The 23,264-nt window shown below is 45.3% G+C and carries 14 protein-coding genes and 1 rRNA gene; 2 read left to right on the forward strand and 13 right to left on the reverse strand.

Translation table 11 applies throughout. The features are described from left to right. From AC0YOD_RS14315 to AC0YOD_RS14335, 5 genes are all read right to left on the reverse strand, one after another. A 16S ribosomal RNA gene (locus tag AC0YOD_RS14315) occupies positions 1-93 on the reverse strand; the annotation flags it as partial. Between the two features lie 351 nt (positions 94-444). Beyond that, a complete protein-coding gene (gene ligA, locus AC0YOD_RS14320; protein ID WP_475800534.1) occupies positions 445-2,442 on the reverse strand; it encodes an NAD-dependent DNA ligase LigA in 1,998 nt (665 codons plus the stop codon). 63 nt (positions 2,443-2,505) lie between these two features. Continuing rightward, positions 2,506-4,884: a DNA helicase PcrA gene (gene pcrA / locus AC0YOD_RS14325; RefSeq protein WP_475800003.1), complete on the reverse strand. Its 2,379-nt coding sequence runs from the start codon at positions 4,882-4,884 to the stop codon at positions 2,506-2,508. A gap of 298 nt (positions 4,885-5,182) precedes the next feature. Then, positions 5,183-5,893: a heptaprenylglyceryl phosphate synthase gene (gene pcrB, locus AC0YOD_RS14330; protein ID WP_475800004.1), complete on the reverse strand. Its 711-nt coding sequence runs from the start codon at positions 5,891-5,893 to the stop codon at positions 5,183-5,185. 189 nt (positions 5,894-6,082) lie between these two features. Beyond that, positions 6,083-8,617: a U32 family peptidase gene (locus AC0YOD_RS14335; RefSeq protein WP_475800005.1), complete on the reverse strand. Its 2,535-nt coding sequence runs from the start codon at positions 8,615-8,617 to the stop codon at positions 6,083-6,085. A 264-nt stretch (positions 8,618-8,881) separates the two neighbouring features. Between AC0YOD_RS14335 and AC0YOD_RS14340 the strand changes: the two genes are divergently transcribed. Then, positions 8,882-9,850: a sugar phosphate isomerase/epimerase family protein gene (locus AC0YOD_RS14340; RefSeq protein WP_475800006.1), complete on the forward strand. Its 969-nt coding sequence runs from the start codon at positions 8,882-8,884 to the stop codon at positions 9,848-9,850. 58 nt (positions 9,851-9,908) lie between these two features. Here AC0YOD_RS14340 and AC0YOD_RS14345 read toward each other — a convergent pair whose 3' ends face one another. The 8 genes from AC0YOD_RS14345 to ftsE all read right to left on the reverse strand — a co-directional run bounded on the left by AC0YOD_RS14345 (position 9,909) and on the right by ftsE (position 21,586). Beyond that, entirely contained in the window at positions 9,909-10,124 is a 216-nt protein-coding gene (locus AC0YOD_RS14345) for a hypothetical protein (protein WP_475800007.1), read from the reverse strand. Positions 10,125-10,514: 390 nt separating this feature from the next. After that, on the reverse strand, positions 10,515-13,400 hold the full coding sequence (uvrA, locus tag AC0YOD_RS14350) for an excinuclease ABC subunit UvrA (RefSeq protein WP_475800008.1): 2,886 nt from the start codon (positions 13,398-13,400) through the stop codon (positions 10,515-10,517). A gap of 16 nt (positions 13,401-13,416) precedes the next feature. Then, the gene (uvrB, locus tag AC0YOD_RS14355; RefSeq protein ID WP_475800009.1) at positions 13,417-15,417 is read right to left on the reverse strand and encodes an excinuclease ABC subunit UvrB; all 2,001 of its coding nucleotides are present in this window, start codon (positions 15,415-15,417) and stop codon (positions 13,417-13,419) included. A gap of 251 nt (positions 15,418-15,668) precedes the next feature. After that, positions 15,669-16,988 carry a serine protease gene (locus AC0YOD_RS14360; protein ID WP_475800010.1) on the reverse strand — a complete coding sequence of 440 codons (1,320 nt, stop codon included), beginning with the start codon at positions 16,986-16,988 and terminating at the stop codon, positions 15,669-15,671. Between the two features lie 104 nt (positions 16,989-17,092). Further along, positions 17,093-18,547, reverse strand: coding sequence for a S41 family peptidase (locus tag AC0YOD_RS14365; protein WP_475800011.1), 1,455 nt, complete (start codon positions 18,545-18,547; stop codon positions 17,093-17,095). Between the two features lie 173 nt (positions 18,548-18,720). Then, entirely contained in the window at positions 18,721-19,980 is a 1,260-nt protein-coding gene (locus tag AC0YOD_RS14370) for a murein hydrolase activator EnvC family protein (RefSeq protein WP_475800012.1), read from the reverse strand. A gap of 12 nt (positions 19,981-19,992) precedes the next feature. Continuing rightward, positions 19,993-20,910, reverse strand: coding sequence for a permease-like cell division protein FtsX (gene ftsX, locus AC0YOD_RS14375; protein WP_475800013.1), 918 nt, complete (start codon positions 20,908-20,910; stop codon positions 19,993-19,995). Beyond that, on the reverse strand, positions 20,900-21,586 hold the full coding sequence (ftsE, locus tag AC0YOD_RS14380; protein ID WP_475800014.1) for a cell division ATP-binding protein FtsE: 687 nt from the start codon (positions 21,584-21,586) through the stop codon (positions 20,900-20,902). Before ftsE ends, ftsX begins: the two co-directional genes overlap by 11 nt. A 203-nt stretch (positions 21,587-21,789) precedes the next feature. On the opposite strand from ftsE, the gene AC0YOD_RS14385 reads away from it, so the two are divergent. Continuing rightward, the gene (locus tag AC0YOD_RS14385; RefSeq protein ID WP_475800535.1) at positions 21,790-23,238 is read left to right on the forward strand and encodes a VanW family protein; all 1,449 of its coding nucleotides are present in this window, start codon (positions 21,790-21,792) and stop codon (positions 23,236-23,238) included. Positions 23,239-23,264 lie beyond the last annotated feature (26 nt).

Raw genomic sequence — 23,264 nt, forward strand, 5'->3', positions numbered from 1 at the left:
AGAGATGCAAGCATCTCTTCAACTCCGCTCGACTTGCATGTATTAGGCACGCCGCCAGCGTTCGTCCTGAGCCAGGATCAAACTCTCCAAATTGGTGTTTGACTTGCTCAATAACTAAACTAGCTATTTTAAAACTTATTATCAGATCGACGTGATCCATTTGTTCAGTTTTCAAAGAACTTGTTTGTCACAATTTGTCGTGACAAGAAATTATTTTATCATCTTCATTCCATCTTGTCAACAGCTTGTTTCATTTTTATTTATGAAGCATTTCGTTGTTTTCCGATGTGTCCGAAGCGACAAGAAATAATATACCACTTAGAAAAGGATAAAACAAGTTGTAAAATTTGACAATATGCATTTATTTTATATGTCCCTTTTGGAAGCGATTATCCTCACAACTAAAAAGGTGTTCATGCAGCTGCATGAACACCTTAATGATCACTACTTCACTTCACCCAATAGTCTCAGCAACTCCGCTTCTTCTTCGATTACTGTAATACCAAGTTCACGGGCCTTAGTCAGCTTACTGCCTGCACTTTCTCCTGCAATGACGAAGTCGGTCTTCTTGGACACACTGCCTGAAATCTTTGCACCGCATGCTTCCAGCAGCTTAGCAGCTTCATCTCTAGACATCGTTGGAAGTGTTCCCGTTAAAACAACAGTCTTCCCACTAAAGATACTATCTTGCCTGATTACGGTTTGTTGCTCTGTTTCTGCCTTAACACCCAGTTCACGCATACGAGCAATGCTTGCAATCTGTATCGGATCATTAAAGAATCCAACTATGCTCTCCGCCACAATGCCCCCGATATCCGGCAAGACGATAAGATCTTCTGCTTGCGCCTTCATAATCTCATCTAGACTGCCATAATGCTCAGCAAGCATCTTAGTCGTTGCTTTACCCGTATTCGGAATACCTAGTGCAAACAAAAAGGATGCTAATTCACGTTCCTTCGATTTCTCAAAAGCATCAAGAAGCTTGCGTGCTTTCTTCTCTCCAAAACGATCTAGCTTGATAAGGTCATCATAGCCTAGCGCATACAAATCAGCTGGATCACGAACCTCGCAATCCTTATAAAGCTGCTCTGCGGTCATAACGCTGAATGTATCAATGTCCATAGCATCACGAGAGGCAAAATGTGTAATGCGACTAATGATTTGCGGCTGACAGCCAAGCTTATTGTTGCAGAACAAATGAGCGCCGCGCTGTTCAAGCTCTGTGCCACATGAAGGACAGACATTTGGGAATACAATTTCTTGACCCGGTTCCTCGTCCGCCTTGCCTAATATTTCTGGAATCACATCATTTGAACGTCTAATCGTAACGAGTGTTCCTAATGCATTTTTTAGATTTTTCCGTTCAATATCGCCAATATTGTTAAGCGTACAGTTTTGAACGGTTACACCAGCAAGCTCTACCGCTTCCACACGAGCAACCGGCGTTATTTTGCCAGTACGACCAACCTCCCAGGATACCGATTCCAGTATCGTAGTCGTTTCTTCCGCCTCGAATTTGAAAGCAACCGCCCAGCGCGGGAATTTATCCGTAAAGCCAAGAGCCTCTCGAGTACGCATATCAACAACTTTAATGACCGCTCCATCAATTAAGAAATCCAATGTCTCACGCTGCTCTGTTACGAGAACTAATTCTTCCAGTACCTCTTCGATGGTGTTCTTGTAAGTCACATAAGGATTCACTTTAAATTGATTGTCACGTAAAAATTGCTGCATTTCGCGATGGTCTGCAAAGCTAACGCCATCCGCATAACCGACATTATAGAAGAAAGCATCCAGCTTCCGTTCAGCGGTCACCTTCGGATTGAGATTGCGTAGCGCGCCAGCTGCTGCATTACGAGCGTTTTTGAGCGGATCAATGGCGGTTTCATTATATTTAGAAAGAACAGACAGCCCCATGATCCCTTCACCCTGCACCTCAATAATCCCATTATTAAACGGAATCACGAGCGGAACCGAACGAATCGTACGCACCTGCTGCAAAATACCTTCTCCAACCGTACCGTTGCCGCGTGTCGCTGCTTGCACAAGCTGTCCATCCTCATACGTAAGGTTCAATGTTAGACCATCAAACTTTAGCTCTACTACATAAGTAGGCTGCGGCAATGGCTCCTCATTAGGATGCTTCGCGTTATAATCAGCGACTGATTTCAGCAAGCGAGTATTCCATGTCAGCAAATCCTCAGCGTTTTGCGCTTTATCGAGACTCCACAAGCGAGCACGATGACGATAAGGCTCAAAGCCTTTTAAAAGCTCTGCCCCTACCCTTTGCGTCGGCGAATGCGGAAGAGTGACACCCGTACTTGCTTCCAGTGCGACAAGCTCATGGTAGAGCTTGTCATAATCCACATCATTTATGGTTGGCTGATCCAGAGTATAGTATTGATAATTATGCTCTGATATTATCGCAACAAGCTGTTGCATCCGTTCTAATTGAGCGTTCACGGGAGGCTCCTCCTTCTAATCGTCCAAAATAACTCATAAACCTTAAACTTTTGTTATTGGTGCAAAGCCTGCTAATAGACGCTTTATCCCTATCGGTGCAGGGAAGGCTATATTAAGCTCCATATCCTTACCTGTTCCTTTAACGGATACTATTACACCTATTCCCCATTTGCCATGCGATACTCTCTCACCTGATGCAAAACCTTCAGATGGGGCACCGCTTGCTGCGCCGCCGCCTTGAGCAACACGAGCAGCATCCTGCAGCGGTGTACTCACTCGAACTCCGCCTCTGCCGCCAGCAGCCGGTGTTCCTGTCATGCCTGGTGAGCGATTTCCTGCACCAGGCGTACTGCCCGCTGGTCCTCGTCCCGTTTGCATACCTCTACCTTGAACTGCCGTACCACCAGCGCTCGCACTAGAACCACTGCGTCCAATAGCACGTGAGAAACCGCCTCCGCCTCCGGAGACACCTTCCCTTACACTCTCAGGAATCTCCTGCAAAAATCGAGAAGGCATATTACTGCTCGTACGTCCAAACAAGGTGCGCATCCGAGCACATGTCAAGAACAACTGCTTCTCAGCTCGAGTGATGCCTACATACGCAAGACGGCGCTCCTCTTCAAGCTCCTCATTATCAGCAAGCGCTCTGCTATGAGGGAAGACACTCTCCTCCATACCGATAATGAAGACAACCGGAAATTCCAAGCCTTTTGCGCTATGCATCGTCATCAACGTAACGGAATCTTTGTTTTTCTCTGCTTCCTCTTCATCCTTGTTCAAGGAATCGATATCAGCGATTAACGCCAAGTCAGTTAAGAACGCGACAAGCGTACGATCCTCGTTACGTTTCTCAAAGTCCATGGTAACCGACAGAAACTCATCAATATTTTCAAGACGAGCTTTCGATTCCAAAGTATTCTCTTGATGCAGCTCCATCCGGTATTGCGATAGCTCAAGCACTTTCTCTGTAAGCTCCGTTACGGACAAATACTCTACCATCCTTGTTAGGTTGTCTATGATATCGTAAAACTCACGCAGCAGCGTTCTTGTCCGACCATTAACTTCAACCTCACCAAGATCATTGAGCACTCTATATATAGAAGTTCCTCGTCTTCCCGCTTCATCTGCCAACTTACCTACCGTTGTATCGCCAATTCCCCGCTTCGGAACATTTATGATACGAACTAAGCTAATATCATCATCTGGATTAGAGATCAGCTTCAAATAACCAAGCAAATCCTTGATCTCTTTGCGATCATAGAACTTAATGCCTCCGACAATTTGGTACGGTATATCCGATTTAATAAGAATTTCCTCTATAACCCGGGACTGCGCATTGGTACGATACAAAATCGCATGGTTCGAGAACTTCTGCCCTTTGTTCACGTTTTTACGAATCTCGCCGGTTACAAAATAGCCCTCATCATGCTCCGTATCCGCTTGATACAGAGAAATCGGATCGCCTGCGCCTTGATCGGTCCATAGTTTCTTAGGCTTGCGTCCAGTATTCAGCTTAATAACCGCATTGGCAGCATCTAGAATGTTTGCAGTCGAACGATAGTTTTGCTCCAGCATGATCGTCCGTGCCTCAGGGTAATCCCCTTCAAAATTCAAAATGTTCGTAATATCTGCGCCCCGCCAACGATAAATGGACTGATCGCTGTCACCTACTACACATATATTATGATGTTTATCCGCCAGCATGCGAGTCAGCATATATTGCGCTCTATTCGTATCCTGATACTCATCGACGTGAATATAACGGAATTTGTTCTGATAGAATTCAAGCACCTCAGGTACATCCTTGAACAACTGAATCGTCATCATAATGAGATCATCAAAATCGCATGAGTTGTTAGCTCTCAGCTTTTTCTGATACTTCGTAAATACTTGAGCTACAAGGCCTTCAAAATAATCCCCAACCTTCTGCTCATATTGCTCAGGCGTGATCAGTTCATTTTTCGCTCCGCTAATAGCAGCTTGAACAGCCTTCGGTTCAAACTTCTTCGTATCGATATTCAAATCCTTCATACAGTTGCGGATAACCGAGAGCTGGTCCGAGGAATCCAATATGGAGAAGCTTGATGTGAAGCCGATCCGATCAATATCTCTTCTTAAAATACGCACACACATGGAGTGAAAAGTTGATACCCATATATCCCGTCCAGATGGACCAACAAGCGCACTCACACGATCCTGCATTTCTCTTGATGCTTTATTGGTAAAGGTGATGGCAAGAATGCTCCATGGCGCCACACGCTTCTTCTCTATTAAGTAAGCAATTCGATGTGTCAGCACGCGCGTCTTGCCGCTGCCCGCTCCAGCCATAATAAGCAATGGACCGTCTGTCGTTTGGACGGCATCCCGCTGCGGCGGGTTGAGCTTTTGAACAGCTTGTTCGATGCTAATTTGATTAAACATGCTCCGACTCCTTTGTTCGCATATGTTCGCCTTTTAATAGTGTAGACAAGGACCTGCCCACATGTCAATTACGTATATTTCCTACATGATGACGGTTCACTTCACCGCCAGTTTATAGGTATCAAATACCGCTAGCAAAAGGCTATTAAGGCTGTAAAATTTCGATAGTTTCATACTTAACAAAACCTATTTCGGTGAAAAATGACGTTGTACATCATAAGAGAACAGTATCTCCAACAGTGAACAGCGCCATTATATTCGTTATCCGTATTAAATATTAGTTATATAAAAGGAAAGCTCAGTATTTCAAACCATTAGCCTCACGAACGGCTTCAACAGTAGACAATGCTGCCTTCAAATCACTATAGATCACATTGCCAACTACGACGGTATGCGCAGCTTCGGCTGCTTGACGTGCTTTCTCAGCATTATCAATACCGCCGCCATAAAAGAGCTGAGCTTGAACAGTCGCTGCTTTTGCACGCTTCACTAGCCCCATATCTCCGAATCGCCCGCTATATTCCAAATAAATAACTGGCAAGCGCATTAAGCGGTCAGCCATTCGAACATGGGCTATCAGTTCTATCTCGCTAAGCTCGGTTTGAGCTTCCGTCACTTTGGCCGCAGTAGCCTCCGCATTCAATATAATGTAGCCCTGAGCCGCTGTCTCTTCCCATGGAACAAAGGAGCCATACTCCTGCAAGCCCTCTGTCTGGCGACCTGTTATCCACTCCGCTCGATTCGTATTGAGGACAAGTGGGATAAAATAGCCGTCAAAGCCAGGAACTGCCCCCTCCAGCGTCGACACCTCTAGCGCACAATCGACTGCATATCTGCGTATGCGAGCCATGAGATCGACTGTATTTTCAAAAGTGACTCCGCTGGAGCCCCCTACAATAATAGCATCGGTTCCAGAGGTACAAATAAGATCGAGCTCTTCATCGGATAGTTCACGATCAGGATCAAGCTTAAATACATGTCTCCAGCCAGAAAACCAAACATCATTCATGATGATCAAGCCTCTCTTTTAAACAAAAATGGTTTGCCGTACAATGGCGTTATTTCTCTATGCTATGTCACGTCCATTAACGTGTCAAACGATCTCTCCCTTTGAAGGTCATACTTCCTAAAAAACACGACCAAACAAAAAATACCGTTCCCCCAAACCGCAGAGAACGGTACATTCATTTCACTCTATTTATTTATTGACCAGTTGACCGCGTGTTACACCCAATTGGTTGATCGCTTTCAGACTGCGCCATACTTGCGTTCCTGTGATACGTCCATCAAGAGCGTCTCGGTATAATGATAATACTTCAAGCACCTTCTCCGGCGTTTCTTCCAGAAACTCAACTCGGAAATTAGATACGCCAAGTCCGACGAAATTACGAATGTACTCCGCACCCGATTGCTCGACTGCATTATACACGGTATTGCGGCAGCCTTCATCAACGCGAACCGGATGAGCCATGCCGATGCGATCCTGCAAGGAAGCACGTTTCTCTTCACATGGTCGTCCGCAGTTTGTGAAATCCGTTCCTTCGCTCATAAAGGTACAATATACACAATGCTCTGTATGGAACATTGGCAAATGCTGATGAATGACCATTTCCAGCATCGACGTATCTGAACTCTCCAGTAAATCAACCATTTGCTGAATATTCAAGTCATACGATGGCGTAATAAGATCAAGACCTACCTCTGTGAAAAGTTTAACAGCTTTATGGTTAGCCACATTAAGAGAAAAATCTCCAATAAGCTTAGGGAATGGCTTATCCGGATTAGCAGCTTTTGCACGCAAGTAGTAATAAAGTGCGCCTGTATTTCGAACAAGAACAGCATCCGGCTCCAACTTCAAAATATTTGCGTGATAGCCGTTCTCTCCCGGCATATGAATACGCGGCGTTGCCAGAGCAATAGGCTTGCCAGCTTCTCGAGCAGCAGCAACGGCGGCTGGGAATTGTTTAATAAATTCAAAGTCGGCATATACATACGAAACATCGGTTTTCACCGCTGCTTGCACCTGTTCCAAGCTCCGGCACAAAGCAGTCAGCTTCGCATCTTTTCCACTTAGCGGCGTTAATATGTTAGTATCCGTTTCTTTCGCTTGGAAAGCATCCGCATGAGCATTAACAGCATGCTTCACATAAACAGGAGGCTTAGGACGCTCGCCTGCCAGCAGATCTACCGCTTCGCGACGAAGTCGGTTAAGCTCACGAATCGGTACAATGAGATCGCCCTGAAGCTCAACTTCAAGCTTCTCAAGCTGATAGACTGTACCGCCTAGACGGCCAAGCTGATCCTCAAGCAACGCGGCATCCATTGGACGCTTCTGCGCTTGCTCTAGTTCGAGCTCAGTAGCTACTTCAACGGTTGTTCCTTTCTGAACATCCGTCCACCATGTGCGCATCGGTTGACCAAGCGCACCGGTAACTCTAACATGTAGCGGAAATACGCGATATGGTTTTTCTGTTTCAAAGGTAGCTCTCAGACGCTTATCCAGCGCAGGATCACTTGTCTTCCATACACGGTCGCCTACATGAACCTTGCGCAAATCAACATCATTCCGGCCAGCAACCAGCTCAATCATCGTGCCTTCCTGTGCTTCGCCTTCCATCTTCGTGCCTTGACGGCGTATATCATAGACGCGGCCGCCCTCTTCCTTCTTCGTTGGGTCGCCTGCGTCAAACACAATACCGTCGCCGCGTTTTAGCGGAGCTTCAATACGCAGCGTAACCGCATCGCGCATAATGCGCTCTACACGACCGAGGTATACGCCTCGGCTCTTCGGGAACGTTCCTTCAACAAGCTGCTTGTTGTTCGTTCCCGACAGGAAACCATGCGTGAAGCCGCGCGAAAAGCTTTGCTGCAGCTCACGCACATCTTCAACTGACGGCTTCGATAGATCGCCGTCAAAATATTTATCGATCGCGCGCCGATACTTGCTCACGACATTCGCGACATATTCAGGGCTTTTGAGACGCCCTTCAATTTTAAATGATGTAACGCCCGCTTGGATGAGCTCCGGCACAATATCAATCGCCGCCAAATCCTTCGGCGATAGCAAATAGGCGATGTCTCCCATCGGCTGAACCTCGCCATCGACCATCAAATCATAAGGCAGACGACAAGCCTGCGCGCATTCGCCGCGATTCGCGGAGCGTCCTCCCCACATTTCCGAAGTTAGACACTGACCTGAGTAGGATACGCATAACGCACCGTGAACAAATACCTCCATAGGAAGCTTTGCTTGCTCACCAATTTTTTGAATCTGCTTTAGATTGTTTTCCCGTCCTAGTACAACCCGCTCGATTCCAAAAGGCTTCGTAAATTCAACCGCTTCCGGCGAGGTAATCGTCATTTGTGTCGATCCGTGAATCGGGAAATCAGGCGACAGCTCTCGGATAAGCTTAACCAGGCCCAAATCCTGAACAATAACCGCGTCCACTCCCGCGTCGATACACATTTCAATAAGCTCCTGAGCGTCTCTTAATTCATTCTCAAATACAAGAATATTAAACGTCAGAAAGCCTTTCACACCATACGTATGAAGAAACGCCATAATTTCCGGCAATTCCTCACTGCGGAAGTTATTTGCTCTCGCGCGGGCATTAAACTTCTCCACACCAAAAAATATCGCATCTGCCCCGTTTGCAACAGCAGCACGCATACAATCCCAATCGCCAGCCGGAGCTAGCAGCTCTATGTCCGATCTTATTATTGAATCTGTCATATTGACTATCAATCCCTCACATTCTTGAAACTTGCTCCTCTTATATTAACAAACCGCGACTATCTATTCCACCACACATTACTCCCAGTAAATCGCTTCTCCCTAAAAGAGAGTCTCTACTTCCCCTGCAATACACTTTATTTGCTCTGTTATTATGTGATTTTGTCAAATATGATTTCGTTCATATCTTCCTATTATAGAAGTGATATACTAGCTATGACTGCTAAAACAATCCATGTAATGGATTCGGGAGGTAAATGATAAATGAAATTAGGCGTATTTAGCGTACTCTTCGCACAAAAATCATTCGAGGAATCACTCGAATATATTGCTTCCAAAGGACTTAATGCAATTGAAATCGGTACAGGCGGCTATCCAGGAAACGCACATTGCGATCTTGACGGGCTGCTTGCAGATGCCGGGAAACTTAAAGCTTATAAACAAGCAGTAGAGTCACGCGGCATTATGATCAGCGCACTTAGCTGCCACGGTAACCCGCTTCATCCTCAAAAAGCAATTTCCAGCGAGCATGATGAGGTTATTCGCAAAACGATTGAACTGGCTAACCGCCTTGAAGTACAGGTCGTTAACACATTCTCCGGTTGTCCAGGCGACCATGAGGATGCTAAATATCCGAACTGGCCGGTTGCGCCATGGCCTAATGATTATCAAGAAATTCTAAAATGGCAATGGGAAGAAAAAGTTATTCCTTATTGGACAGAGATTGGCAAAATCGCTACAAACAGCGGTGTGAAAATGGGACTTGAGCTTCACGGCGGATTCTCTGTTCACAGTCCAGCGACAATGCTTCGTCTTCGTGAAGCTGCAGGAAATGCAATCGGAGCTAACCTAGATCCAAGTCATATGTGGTGGCAAGGTATTGATCCTGTACAAGCCGTTCATATTCTTGGCCGCGCAGGAGCGATTCACCACTTCCACGCAAAAGATACTACAATTGATCCTATTAACGTCAATCATCATGGCGTTACAGATATGCAATCTTATGCTCTCATGCTGGATCGCGCATGGCAGTTCCGCACAGTCGGCTACGGTCATGATATGAAAACATGGGCAGACATCCTTAGCGCGCTTCGTTTGGTCGGCTATGACTACGTTGTAAGCATTGAGCATGAAGACGGCCTAATGTCCGTTGACGAAGGCTTTACGAAGGCTGTTCAAAACCTTCAACAAATTCTTATCACAGAACCGCTTGGCGAGATGTGGTGGGTATAATCCTCACAAAAAAAAGATCTGTCGGACTTGTCCGACAGATCTTTTTTTATTCGACTGCTTAAGCCATCCATACTTTCGTGATCATAATGAAATCGATCAGCAGGAACAATGCCAATGAAACAGTAGTGAAACCAATTGCAAAAATGTTTTTCTTTGGAGTAACTCTTAAAAGCCGAACAAGACCGATCGCAATCAATACCGTGAAGGCAAGCATAAACCAATCGAAAGTGCCAATCTTGCTTGCTTCTGTAGCTGCTTCTTCTGCCAAAAACATGAAGGGACCCCCTTTTTCTTCGCACGTAACCTAATAATACTATATGTTAGCTTTAAGTTGCCAGAGACGCAAGTCCGAAATGAGATTCGTAACAAGTTTGTCACGATTTCATAATATTTCCTTCAATTTTTAAAAAACAGTTGACTCTTACGGGTTTCATTTTCCTATATTTCTTATATATGATATCTACAATCGCATAGAATCATACTGAGCTCTTGGATATCTTCAACCCGTTGTTCGCCTATATATTGTCCAACTTTGGCATTATCTATAACATTTAAAAGCATGAAATCATTCCAGTATAAACAATCTCTTTTCAAACTCCATACAGGATCTGAACAGAGAAAAAGCAAGCCGCTATATCGCTAGCGACCTGCTCTTTCCTTATTCTTATTCTGCCGCAGCAGCTACCTTTTCCTCTGCCTTCTTGTGAGCGGCAAATGTACGTTCGCGATCACGCTCTAGAATAGGCTTTAGATACTTGCCGGTATATGAACCGTCCACTTTTATAACCTGCTCCGGTGTTCCTGTGGCTACGATTAATCCACCGCCATTACCACCTTCAGGTCCTAAATCAATTAAATAATCAGCTGTCTTGATAACATCCAAATTATGCTCAATGACCAATACGGATTCACCTGAATCAACTAAGCGATGCAGAACCATCAATAGCCTGTCGATATCATGCACATGCAATCCCGTAGTCGGCTCATCCAATATATAAAGCGTCTTGCCTGTAGAACGGCGATACAGCTCAGCCGCCAGCTTCACGCGCTGCGCCTCGCCTCCAGATAAAGTCGTAGCAGGCTGACCCAGCTTCATATAACCAAGACCAACATCCAACAGCGTCTGTACCTTGCGAAGGATGCGCGGGATGTTCTCGAAGAAGATGCAGCTGTCTTCGATTGTCATTTCCAGCACTTCTGCTATATTTTTTCCTTTGTATTTCACTTCCAGCGTCTCACGGTTATATCGTTTGCCCTTGCAGATCTCGCACGGTACATAAACATCAGGAAGGAAATGCATTTCGATCTTGATAATCCCGTCACCACGGCAGGCTTCACAACGTCCGCCCTTCACGTTAAAGCTGAATCTGCCCTTCTTATAACCACGTACCTTCGATTCATTCGTACTTGCGTACAAATCACGAATATCATCGAATACACCCGTATAAGTAGCCGGGTTTGAACGCGGCGTACGCCCAATTGGCGATTGGTCGATATCGATAACCTTCTCTAAGTGCTCGATACCTCTGAGTTCTTTGTATTGACCTGGGCGAGTTTTGGCTTTGTTTAGATCACGAGCCAATGTCTTGTAGAGAATCTCGTTCACAAATGTCGACTTTCCTGAACCTGATACGCCTGTCACCGCTGCGAACACGCCCAGCGGGATTTTGACATTCACGTTTCTCAGATTATTTTCCTTCGCGCCTCGAACCTCAAGCCACTTCTCGCTTGTCTTTCTCCGCTCCAATGGAACCTCGATAAACTTGCGGCCGCTCAAATATTGACCGGTCAATGAATTCTCATTCGCCATGACCTCTTCAGGTGTTCCTTCGGCAATAACCTTGCCTCCGTGGATGCCTGCGCCTGGTCCAATATCAATAATGTAGTCCGCTGCAAGCATCGTGTCTTCGTCATGCTCTACGATTATAAGCGTATTGCCTAGATTACGCATATGCTCAAGCGTCTCGATCAAGCGATCATTATCACGTTGATGCAATCCGATGCTCGGCTCGTCCAAGATATAGAGAACGCCCATCAAGCTGGAACCGATTTGGGTTGCTAGTCTAATACGCTGTGCTTCACCGCCAGATAGTGTACCGGCAGCGCGGCTTAATGACAAGTATTCCAAACCTACATTCACAAGGAAGCCGAGACGGCTGTTAATCTCTTTCAATATGAGACTTGCAATCGTCATTTCCTTCTTAGTGAGCTCTAGTGAACTGAAATAGTTCTGTGCATCACCAATCGAAAAGGATGTAACTTCAGAAATATTTTGGGCGTTAATCGTAACGGCAAGTGTTTCCTTCCGAAGTCTATGACCCTTACAGCTTGAGCAAGCCTTTGCACTCATATAATTTTCAATGTGCTCACGCATCATATCCGATGCTGTATCACGATAACGGCGCTCCAGATTGTTCACGATACCTTCGAAAGGCACATACGCCTCTTTGCGATGACCGAAATCATTCTCATAGAGGAAACGAACACGCTCACCGCCAGTACCATAAAGCAGCTTCTTTATCTGCTCTGCAGGTATTTCTGATACGGGTACGTCTTGAGGTATGCCATAATGCACACAAACTGCGCTTAGAAACTGCGGATAATAATTCGAAGTACTGCCCGCCCATGCAAGGAATGCTGCATTTTCAATCGATTTGCTCCAATCAGGAACTAGCAGATCCGGATCTACAATCATTTTAAGACCAAGACCATCACATTCTGGACATGCTCCGTATGGGCTATTGAATGAAAACATACGCGGTTCCAGCTCTTCGATGCTGAATCCGCATTCTGGACAGGCTAGGTTTGAGCTGAAGAGCAATTCTTCCTGATCGATGATATCAACGAGCACACGTCCTTCAGACAGCTTGAGCGCTGTTTCCAGTGAGTCAGCTAGTCTGCTCTGAACGTCTGCCTTCACGACAATACGGTCTACTACTACTTCGATGCTATGCTTCTTATTTTTTTCAAGCTCGATTTTCTCACTGAGCTCACGCAGCTCGCCATTCACTCGAACGCGAACGAAGCCTTGTTTCTGAATGTCCGCAAGAAGCTTGGTGTGCTCTCCTTTACGGCCAGAAATAAGCGGCGCCAAAATTTGCAGCTTCGTTTTCTCTGGATATTCCATAATGCGGTCAACCATTTGTTCTACCGTTTGTGATGTAATTTCAATGCCGTGCTCTGGACAATGTGGCTTGCCGATCCGTGCAAATAACAGACGTAAATAATCATAAATCTCCGTTACCGTTCCGACAGTGGAACGCGGGTTGCGGCTAGTCGTCTTCTGGTCAATTGAAATGGCAGGAGACAGACCTTCAATTGAATCGACATCAGGCTTCTCCATTTGCCCTAGAAATTGACGTGCATAAGCAGACAGAGACTCAACATAACGCCTCTGGCCTTCCGCATAAATCGTGTCAAATGCAAGCGATGATTTTCCCGATCCGCTTAGTCCTGTAAGTACGACAAACTTATCACGCGGAATCGTCACATCTATATTTTTAAGATTATGGGCACGAGCGCCCTTAATTACGATTTTATCACTAGCCAATCTATTCTCCTCCTACTTATCCCATCTCAGCGCGAAGCTCAAGCAATGCATCACGAAGCTCTGCAGCGCGTTCGAACTGTAAGCTCTTTGCTGCTTCCTTCATTTCCGCTTCCAATCTCTGAAGAAGCGCTAAACGATCCTTCTTCGACATTTTCTCGGCTCCAACGCCGGTTAAGTAATCGGCCTTTTGCTCCGCTACCTTTGTCGCTTCAATTACATCATGGACTTTTTTGCGAATCGTCTGCGGTGTCACTCCATGCTCTTCATTATAAGCAAGTTGGATCGTGCGACGCCGATTCGTTTCTTTAATGGCCCGATCCATAGAATCGGTAATTTTGTCTCCGTACATAATAACGCGGCCGTGACTATTACGCGCTGCACGTCCAATCGTTTGAATAAGTGCACGATCAGAACGAAGGAAGCCTTCCTTATCCGCATCAAGTATCGTCACGAGTGAAACCTCGGGTAAATCCAATCCTTCTCTAAGCAAGTTAATGCCGATAAGGACATGGAATACACCGAGCCTCAGATCACGCAATATAGCTAGCCGCTCCAGCGTCTTAATATCGGAATGAAGATATCGCACCTTGATGCCGATTTCCTTCATATAATCAGTGAGGTCCTCCGACATTTTCTTCGTCAGCGTCGTCACGAGAACACGTTCATCCTTCGCGATACGGTCACGAATCTCCTCCAATAGATCATCAATTTGTCCTTTGGAGGGACGCACATCGATAATAGGGTCGACCAGCCATGTCGGCCTAATAATCTGCTCAATCATTTTGTCTGTGTGTTCAATCTCATATGGACCCGGTGTAGCCGAAACATAAACAAGCTGTTTCGCCTTCGCTTCAAATTCTTCAAAACGAAGCGGACGGTTATCCATAGCTGATGGCAGACGGAAACCATGATTCACCAGCATTTCTTTACGAGCACGGTCACCATTGTACATCGCGCGAATTTGCGGGAGAGAAACATGTGATTCATCAATAACGATCAGCATATCATCTGGAAAATAATCGAGCAGCGTATATGGAGTAGCTCCGCGCTCCCTAAAGGTAAGCGGTCCTGAATAGTTCTCAATGCCTGAGCAAAAGCCCATTTCCGCCATCATTTCCAGATCATAACGCGTTCGCTGTTCCAGTCGCTGCGCTTCCAGCAGCTTGCCCGCTTCACGCAGCTCAACGAGACGCTCCTCCAGCTCTCTCTCAATATTTACGAGAGCCACCTTCATCGTTTCCTCATGGGTTACGAAGTGAGAGGCTGGAAAAATAGCAATATGTTCGCGTTCTCCAATAATTTCTCCGGTGAGCACATCAATCTCCGATATCCGTTCGATCTCATCTCCAAACAGCTCAACCCGAATCGCCCGCTCATTATTAGCTACTGGGAAAATTTCAACAATATCGCCGCGCACACGGAACGTTCCGCGAGTAAAGCTGATATCATTTCGCTGATACTGAATATCAACCAGCTTATGCAAAATTGAATCACGAGGCTTCTCCATGCCGACCCGGAGAGAAAGGACAAGGCTTCCATACTCGATCGGTGATCCCAAACCGTAAATACAGGAAACACTGGCTACGATAATGACATCACGACGATCAAACAAAGCGCTCGTCGCCGAGTGTCTCAATTTATCAATCTCATCATTGATGCTTGAATCCTTCTCAATAAATGTATCCGTAGAAGGGATGTAAGCCTCTGGCTGGTAGTAATCATAATAGCTAACGAAATACTCAACCGCATTATCAGGAAAAAACGTCTTGAATTCGCTGCATAGCTGAGCAGCTAATGTCTTATTATGTGCAATGACAAGTGTAGGACGGTTAAGCTTAGCTACCATATTTGCAATCGTATAGGTTTTCCCTGTTCCCGTTGCACCTAGAAGCGTCTGATGCCGTTTGCCCTCGCTGATACCTTCCAATAGCTCCTGAATAGCTCTTGGCTGATCACCCTGCGGGGTGTAATCCGACTTCAGATCAAACAGCTTACTATCCTTCATAAGCTCACTCATATCGATATCTACCTCCTGACTTTCCAAATGCTCTTATCATTATAGTCAATTATATGAATTTCATTTCATCTGTCATTATAAAAACAAGAATGTTTGTTCCCCTATATTATAGCGTTATCTAGGAATCGACGCAATCATCCATATTGCTATACAAAATAAAAATTTTACTAATGCTGGCTGCTCATACATTTCTTAATTTTCAAAGCAAAAAACTGTTCCAAGGTTTCACAAACCTCTAGAACAGTTTTCAATTAGGTTGACGTAGTATTTTTAACAAGGGGCGTTTCTGATGCATCGCCGTTTCCGCGGCGATTGGAAGCACGAGAATGACGAAGCAATTGAAGAAGGGATACCGGTCCCGACGCCGCGTAAAAATTCGCTTCTTCATCTGGAGCAAGAATAACACCAAGCTGGTGATGCTCCCCTGCATAACGTGCCCGCTGAGCAAATTTTAGTTCACCATCTAAATTTAATATCTCAAGCTTACAGAATGCCGAATTTAATACGAGCGCCTCATAAAGCTCTTCTTTTGATTTCACTCGTATGCCGTTAACCTTGTGCAGCACTTCGCCTGTCGCCAGCCCCATAGCTGCAGCAGGTGTACCCGGAACAATACCTAATATGCGCAAGCCTCGTTGATCATTTACATAGAGAGGTGATTGTGCTGCTTCTTTGGCACGACTGCGCCATATGATCGCCTCATGCAGCAAGAGAGAAACCAATGCAGCTATAGGAAGCAGCCAAGGCTGCCACCAAGCAATGATCGCAACTGCCGCAAGGCATACACTATAAAGGAGAAGTCCTTTTGCTGCATGCTTCGCTTTTTCTTTCGGGAGCATGGCCCGAGTCATTTCAGTAAAGCCAATGATCATGGGAAGCGCGACGATTGTCCAGCCCTGTGACCAGTCTGCTCCAAATAACGGTGTCCAAGGCAGTGCGATCGTTGACACCCCTTGACCTGTTGCAGGCACAAGCATGAGCAAAGGAACTGGCCAGAACCCTTGCAGCATATATCCTCCTACTAGCTTACCGCGTTTGCCTTCTAAAAATAGAGGTGTAGCAAGACGATCTCCTTGCCAGCGAACAAGTAAAGCTTCAGCCAAATGAAGCAGAGCGACGAGTACCAGCAGGCCTGCCGCATCTATTTTTGCAAGTGACAGAGCTAATGAACCTAACCAATCCGTACGTTCCGCAAGCGTTGTCCAGCCAAGCAACCACTGCAGCAAAGTAATAACACCCGCACTATATGCGAAGCATAAATAACGAATACGAACCAACATAAGCAAGGCAGCTGTTGCCCAAAGCCAAATAACCGCCTCGGCCGTCAGCGCAACGCCAATAAAAGCTCCTGCAAGAGATACAGCTAATCCGATTAATAAACCAGCTGCCATTGCTTTAACGACTAGCATTGGCCAATTATGCAGCTTTACTGCAAACAATTGCCGCTCCATACGAATTTGTCTTGTATACTGCAAAACAATAAATAAAACCGCAATATAATAAAATGGCTGCACCACTAGCTGGGCTGCCGCATCTCCAAGAATTCCGAGCACTTCCATCGTCGTATCCAAAGCTCACACTCCTTCGCTCATGCCACGTTGATTCCTCAAAAAAAAGAATAAAAGGCTGACCCCCTACTTCGGAGTCAACCTCTTATTCATTCGACATACGCTTATTATTTCCTGCCTACAGCCTTAATTGCTTCATCCAGCTGGATATCATTCGCTTTATCCTGTATCCATTTAATGACTGCTTTCTCAAGCGCATCTCCGGTGAGCTTATCAACCTGTCCCGTAGCTGATAATCCGTGCTCCGCTTGAAACTTATGAACAGCCTCTACGGTTTCAGCACCAAAATAACCATCCTCACGCTTCGGATCATAGCCAAGCCCATGAAGCATAATTTGCACGCTTTTCACTTGCTCACCAATGGCATCCTGCTTTAAGGTATCCGTTATGTTCAGTCTGGCTACTGTATACAGAGCAGGCGGCTTTATCGCGATATCCGGCTTAATGCCTGCCTCATGAATCCAATTGCCCTTTGGTGTTAACCATTTTGCAATCGTCATCTTCACAAGACTGCCGTCGCCTAAAGCTTTGTTATAGCTTACTTGTACGGTACCTTTGCCAAATGAGGTCTCACCGACCAATTTCGCACCAGCACCCTCTTGAAGAGCCCCTGCCAGTATTTCGGACGCGCTTGCGCTGCCGTTATTCATCAGCACTGAAATAGGATAGGTCTTACTTTGTCCGTCAGACAGCGTCTTCTCCCGTCTGCCTTCCCGATCCTCTACTTGTACAACCGTTGAGCCTTTGGTCATAAAGTTCTCGGCAATATCTACAACAACCGGCAGCACACCGCCAGGGTTATTGCGAACATCAATTACGAGACCCTTCATCCCTTTCTCTTCTAGCCTTGAAAGCTCTTGCTTAAATCGCTCTGCAGTATGCAGCGAGAACTGACGGATTTCAATTATGCCAACGCCGTCTGGACGCAAGCTTCCATATACCGTCTCCACATCGATATCGTCGCGTATGAGAACAAGCTGTATCGGCTCAGAGAAGCCATTTCTTTGCACCTGAATTTTCGCTTTTGTACCCTTTGGTCCACGAATTTTCCCTACAGCCTCCTGCAAGTTCAAGCCATCGAGCTTGGCCCCATTTACCGAAAGCAGAATATCCTTAGCCAGCAAGCCTGAACGTTCAGCTGGTGAGCCTTTAATAGGAGACACAACGACTATCCGTCCATTCTCCAGCGTCACCTCAGCTCCAATACCTGTGAACGAGCCTTCTATGGATTCAGAAAAATGCCGAGCTACATCCTTCTCCATATAGACGGAGTACGGATCATCGAGCGAAGACATCATTCCGCTAACTGCACCGTCCAAAAGTTCAATGCGATCAACTTTGCGATAGTATTTCGTTTCAATTAAATCCAGCACTGCGTTAAGCTTTGACAGCTCTTCCGCTCTCAGCCCGCCTCTATCTTTCTCTGAGGACGCTGCCGTCAGAGCAGGCGCTGACAGGTTGTCCGGTTTTATTAATTGATCCGCCACCGTTAGGGTTACAATGACGGATGCAAGCATGGACAGTATTACAAAAGCAAATACTGTTTTTCCTTTGAAAAGCACCTGTCTACACCACCTTCTCATCTTACGCGGTCTTATTTTTGACCACAATAGTATATGACAAGCGGCTTACAATTATTTGTCTTATACGGTAAATATAAACGAACGTTACCTTATTTACAATTAGAGGCAGCCCGTATGGGCTGCCTCTAATTGGTATGGATATGATTTATTTATTATTTCAAATAACCGCTCGGGTTAACAGGAACTTCGTTTTTCCGCACTTCAAAGTGCAAGTGAGGTCCCGTCGAGTTGCCGGTGCTTCCTACTTCAGCAATTTTTTGGCCCTTCTTAACGGTTTCACCTTTTTCTACTTTAATTCCGCCATTCCGAATATGACCGTAAAGGGTCCACAAGCCGTTACCATGATCGATAATGACACAATTTCCGTAACTGCTCCATGATTGTGCAACGAGAACGACACCATCCTCAGCTGCATAGATATCTGTACCTTGTGCAGCAGCAAAGTCTATCCCTGTATGTGTATGCTTCTTGCCGGAGATTGGATGTGTACGTGTACCAAAGCTAGAGCTTATCCGGTAATTACCTGAAATCGGCATTCCTAGCTTACCACCTGAGTAAGGATTGGCAATACGGTTTTTCTCGGCGTTCAATTTAGATACCTTCGACGCGAGCGCAACCAATAGCTTCTCTTGCTCTTCGCTAATATTCTCGTATTCCTCAAGCGCGCTGTCAATCTTCTGAAGCTGATTATCAAGCTGCTTGATATTCGAATTGTAGCTGGCAATCATAATCTCTTTTTCTTTTTCCTTTTTCATCAAATGCTCTTCATATAGCTCAAGCTTATCGTAGATCGCTTTTACTTCAACAAGCTGTGCATCTACTTCAGCTTTTTTGACAATAACAAGCTCTTTCTCTTGCTTTTGCTCTTCCAAAATATCTCGATCCTGCAAAAGAATCGATTGAAGAGCGTCAAAGCGGTCTACAAAATCAGTAAAGCTTGTTGCGCTAAGCAAAACATCCATATACGAAACAAATCCATTCGTATACATAAGGCGCATACGCGATTGAAGAAGCTCATCACGTGTTTTCACACGCTCCTCAGCCTGCTCCAGCTCCAAACCGGTCTGCAGTACTTCTTCTTCCTTCGTTTCAAGCTGCGCTTGTGTTTTTGTTTTGTTAATAACAACATTATCAATTTCAGCCATAAGGTTAGCTATGGATGCTTGAGCATCCTTTTTCTTACCTTCAATATCTACTTTCTCATTCTCTGCTGATTTAGCTTCCTGATGTGCAGCATCTGCTTGCCGCTGCGCGTTAGCAGCCCTCTTCTCAGCATTCTTCATTTCTTGTTTTGCTTCAGCTAGCTGCTTCTTTATTTCACTGAGTGAAGCCGCTTCTCCATCTGTTGGCTGAAGAACAAATACCGTTACCATAATAACGACAACACACCATAGCCATTTTTTCTTTTGCACGTTAGCCCTCACCTACACTTTCAAATACTTTCGTACAGAAATGGTGCTGCCCCAAATGCCAATCAATGTACCAAGACCAATGAGCAGTGTGGCGGTCAGCAGGCCAGACTCCTCAATCGTGACGAGTTTTATCATCATTAGAGATAGACTCATCTGAGTAAATTTCACAAGCTGCGAATAACCTACCAACACCACAACTGTCGTAATGACAGAGCTAATGATGCCGATCAATGCTCCTTCAATAAAGAAAGGCCACCGTATAAAGGAGTTTGTTGCACCTACAAGTTTCATAATGCCAATCTCACGACGTCTAGCAATAATCGTCATTTTAATCGTATTGGAGATCAAGAACATTGCCGTAACTCCTAATCCAACTACAACGATGATGCCTATGTAACGCAAAGCATTGGTAATTTTGAACAGCGTCTCTACGGTGCCTTGTCCATATTTGATTTTGCCAATCGGCGCCAGATCATCTGCTTTATTGATAGCGTCAATCTGTTTTGCTGCGACATCTATGGATTGTGGATCATAAACTTCAACTGTAAAGGAATCCGGTAGTGGATTCTTCTCTTTTTCATAGCCATCTAGCAAATCCTTATTATCCTCGCCTAAGTTTTTGCGAAGCAGTTCAAGTCCTTCTGCTTTGGATACGAAGGTTATTTTTTTGACTTCTGTTAAATTTCCGATTTTATTCTGAAGTTCTGTTATTTTTGCTTGATCAACATTCAACTGCAGAAATACTCTAATTTGTACTTGGCTCTCAATTTGAGCAGCCATTGAATTCACGTTCATTGCCAGTAATAAGAAAATACCAAGTATGAGCAAGGAAATGAAGATCGAACTCATGGATGCAAATGACATCCAGCCGTTTCTAATGATGTTTTTGAATCCTTCTCTTAAGTGGCGGAGTACCGTTCTAAGCTTCATACCCGTACTCCCCTCTTGCTTCATCGCGAACAATATTGCCATTCTCGATTGCGATGACGCGCTTGCGCATGGAGTTTACGATATCTTTATTGTGCGTTGCCATCACGATAGTGGAGCCCCTGAAGTTGATTTCCTCCAGCAAATGCATAATGCCCATCGACGTTTCAGGATCAAGGTTGCCCGTAGGCTCATCGGCCACAATGACAGATGGATTATTGACAATGGCACGTGCGATGGATACTCGCTGCTGCTCACCGCCTGATAGCTGCGATGGAAGACTAGCATGCTTGTGTTTCAAGCCTACGAGGTCCAGAACTTCCATCGTACGTTTCTTAATGACGCGTGTTGGAGCTTCAATAACTTCCATAGCAAAAGCGACGTTTTCAAATACGGTTAATTTGGGTAATAATCTGAAGTCCTGAAAAATAACGCCTATATTACGTCTAACAAATGGAATCTTACGCGGCTTCAGCTTGCCAATGTTAAATCCATTGACAGAAATCTGGCCCTTGGTTGGTACTTCCTCGCGATAAATCAGTTTCATGAATGTTGATTTTCCTGCGCCTGATGGACCTACGAGATATACAAACTCGTTTCGATCTATACGAACAGACACACCTTTTAGTGCATGCGTTCCGTCGGTGTACGTTTTCCATATGTCTTGCATTTCAATCACATTATCACATCCTGTTTATAGTCAGTACTACTATTTCGACAGTTTGCGCCGAATTCCTTCATAAGTGGATTGCATTCCTCATTTTTCACAAATCTCATAATTCGTTCCAATGTCGAATAAACTCCCGGCAAAGCAATAGGCAAAATGACATAACAGGTCGCATATACATATAAAACCCGCTTATTGTTATTGTTTTGAAAGGAGTGATTGTTATCGCAAAGCGGATACACATCGGAATTATTGTCATCTCATCGCTAGTGCTCATAGCCGCTGTAGGCTGGGGATTCTTATGGAATTATGCACAACAAGAAACCGTTCCCGATGGGGTTGAAGCAGGAGGTATCCCAATCGGAGGCATGAAGATCAATGAAGCCTTGAAGCAGCTTGAAGGAATAGAAAAATCACTGCTTCAGCGCACGATTACCATTCATGCATCTGCTGGAGAGAAGGATAGCAAGCAGTGGACGGTTAGTGATTTCGGATATAAAGCCTCGTTTTCAGAAGCTCGCGATGCTTTGCTAAAGCTGAATGATGGTGACACTTGGCAACGGGCAAATTACCGCTATCATTTCCAAAAATCATTTCAATTTACACAGAGCTGGAATCGTGAAGCCTTTGATGCTGCACTTCGCAAGCAATGGAGCTGGATTGAAAAGAGCGAGACCAAAAATGCTTCCTTCACGATTACTGATAAGGATGAGGTGATTTATGAGCCTCATTTGGATGCCTACCGCCTCGATACGGGAAAATTAGTAGATGAAGCAGATAAGTGGGTCATTCTGAAAGAGTCAGAAATAGGCAAGCCAGTAGAATCATCATTGGAAGCTGATCTGCCGATTCGCATAATTCAGCCTGAAGTTACGCTTGAGCAATTAAAGGATCAAGGCATCGATCGTAAAATTATGGAGTTCTCAACCGATTTTTTAACTAGTGCGGAGGGACGCGCTTACAATGTCACCGTAACAGCAGAAGCGCTGAATGACTGGCATCTTGCTCCTAATGAAATATTTGATTACGGCAAGCTAATCGCTAGAGCAGAAGAGCTTTATGATTATCGCGAGGCTCCCGTCATATTGAACGGCAAGCTGGTGCCTGGGATTGGCGGGGGCATATGCCAAGTATCGAGCACCCTCTATAATGCCGTGCTGCGTGCAGGGCTCGAAATTGTAGAACGTCGCAATCATTCTCTGCCGGTTGCTTATTTACCGATTGGGCAGGATGCCACCTATGCAGGGGGCGCAATAAACTTCCGTTTTAAAAATACGACAGGTAAAAACATGATTATTCGGACGGTTGTTGAGGATCGCAAGCTGACTATTAAGCTATTTGGAACCATGAACAAAAATGAGCGATACGATATCGAGTCGATCACACTCAAAACCATTGAACCAACTGTACAAGAAACACTAAATGCCGGCTTATCTCCTGGTCAAAAGGTAACCTCCCAGCAGGGTAAGCAAGGCTATGTAGTCGAAACCTATCGTACACTTGTCCGGGATGGGGAAACGATATCCCGAGACCGCTTATCACGCGATACGTACAAGGCACAACCAACGATTGTTGAAGTGGGTCCGATGAAGGGTGAGCGTATCAGTCCTTCCCCAACACCGACTCCTCCAGCGACTGAGCCGTTGCTCGAGGATGGCGTATAGTCGCCACCACATCTATACAACAAAAA

The organism is Paenibacillus sp. J31P13 (assembly GCF_056269295.1).

Coding starts and splice junctions, on each gene's coding strand:
- AC0YOD_RS14340 (WP_475800006.1), top strand. CDS start 8,882: ATGAAATTAGGCGTATTTAGCGTACTCTTCGCACAAAAATCATTCGAG.
- uvrB (WP_475800009.1), bottom strand. CDS start 15,417: ATGAGTGAGCTTATGAAGGATAGTAAGCTGTTTGATCTGAAGTCGGAT.
- AC0YOD_RS14345 (WP_475800007.1), bottom strand. CDS start 10,124: ATGTTTTTGGCAGAAGAAGCAGCTACAGAAGCAAGCAAGATTGGCACT.
- AC0YOD_RS14335 (WP_475800005.1), bottom strand. CDS start 8,617: ATGACAGATTCAATAATAAGATCGGACATAGAGCTGCTAGCTCCGGCT.
- ftsX (WP_475800013.1), bottom strand. CDS start 20,910: ATGAAGCTTAGAACGGTACTCCGCCACTTAAGAGAAGGATTCAAAAAC.
- pcrA (WP_475800003.1), bottom strand. CDS start 4,884: ATGTTTAATCAAATTAGCATCGAACAAGCTGTTCAAAAGCTCAACCCG.
- ligA (WP_475800534.1), bottom strand. CDS start 2,442: ATGCAACAGCTTGTTGCGATAATATCAGAGCATAATTATCAATACTAT.
- pcrB (WP_475800004.1), bottom strand. CDS start 5,893: ATGAATGATGTTTGGTTTTCTGGCTGGAGACATGTATTTAAGCTTGAT.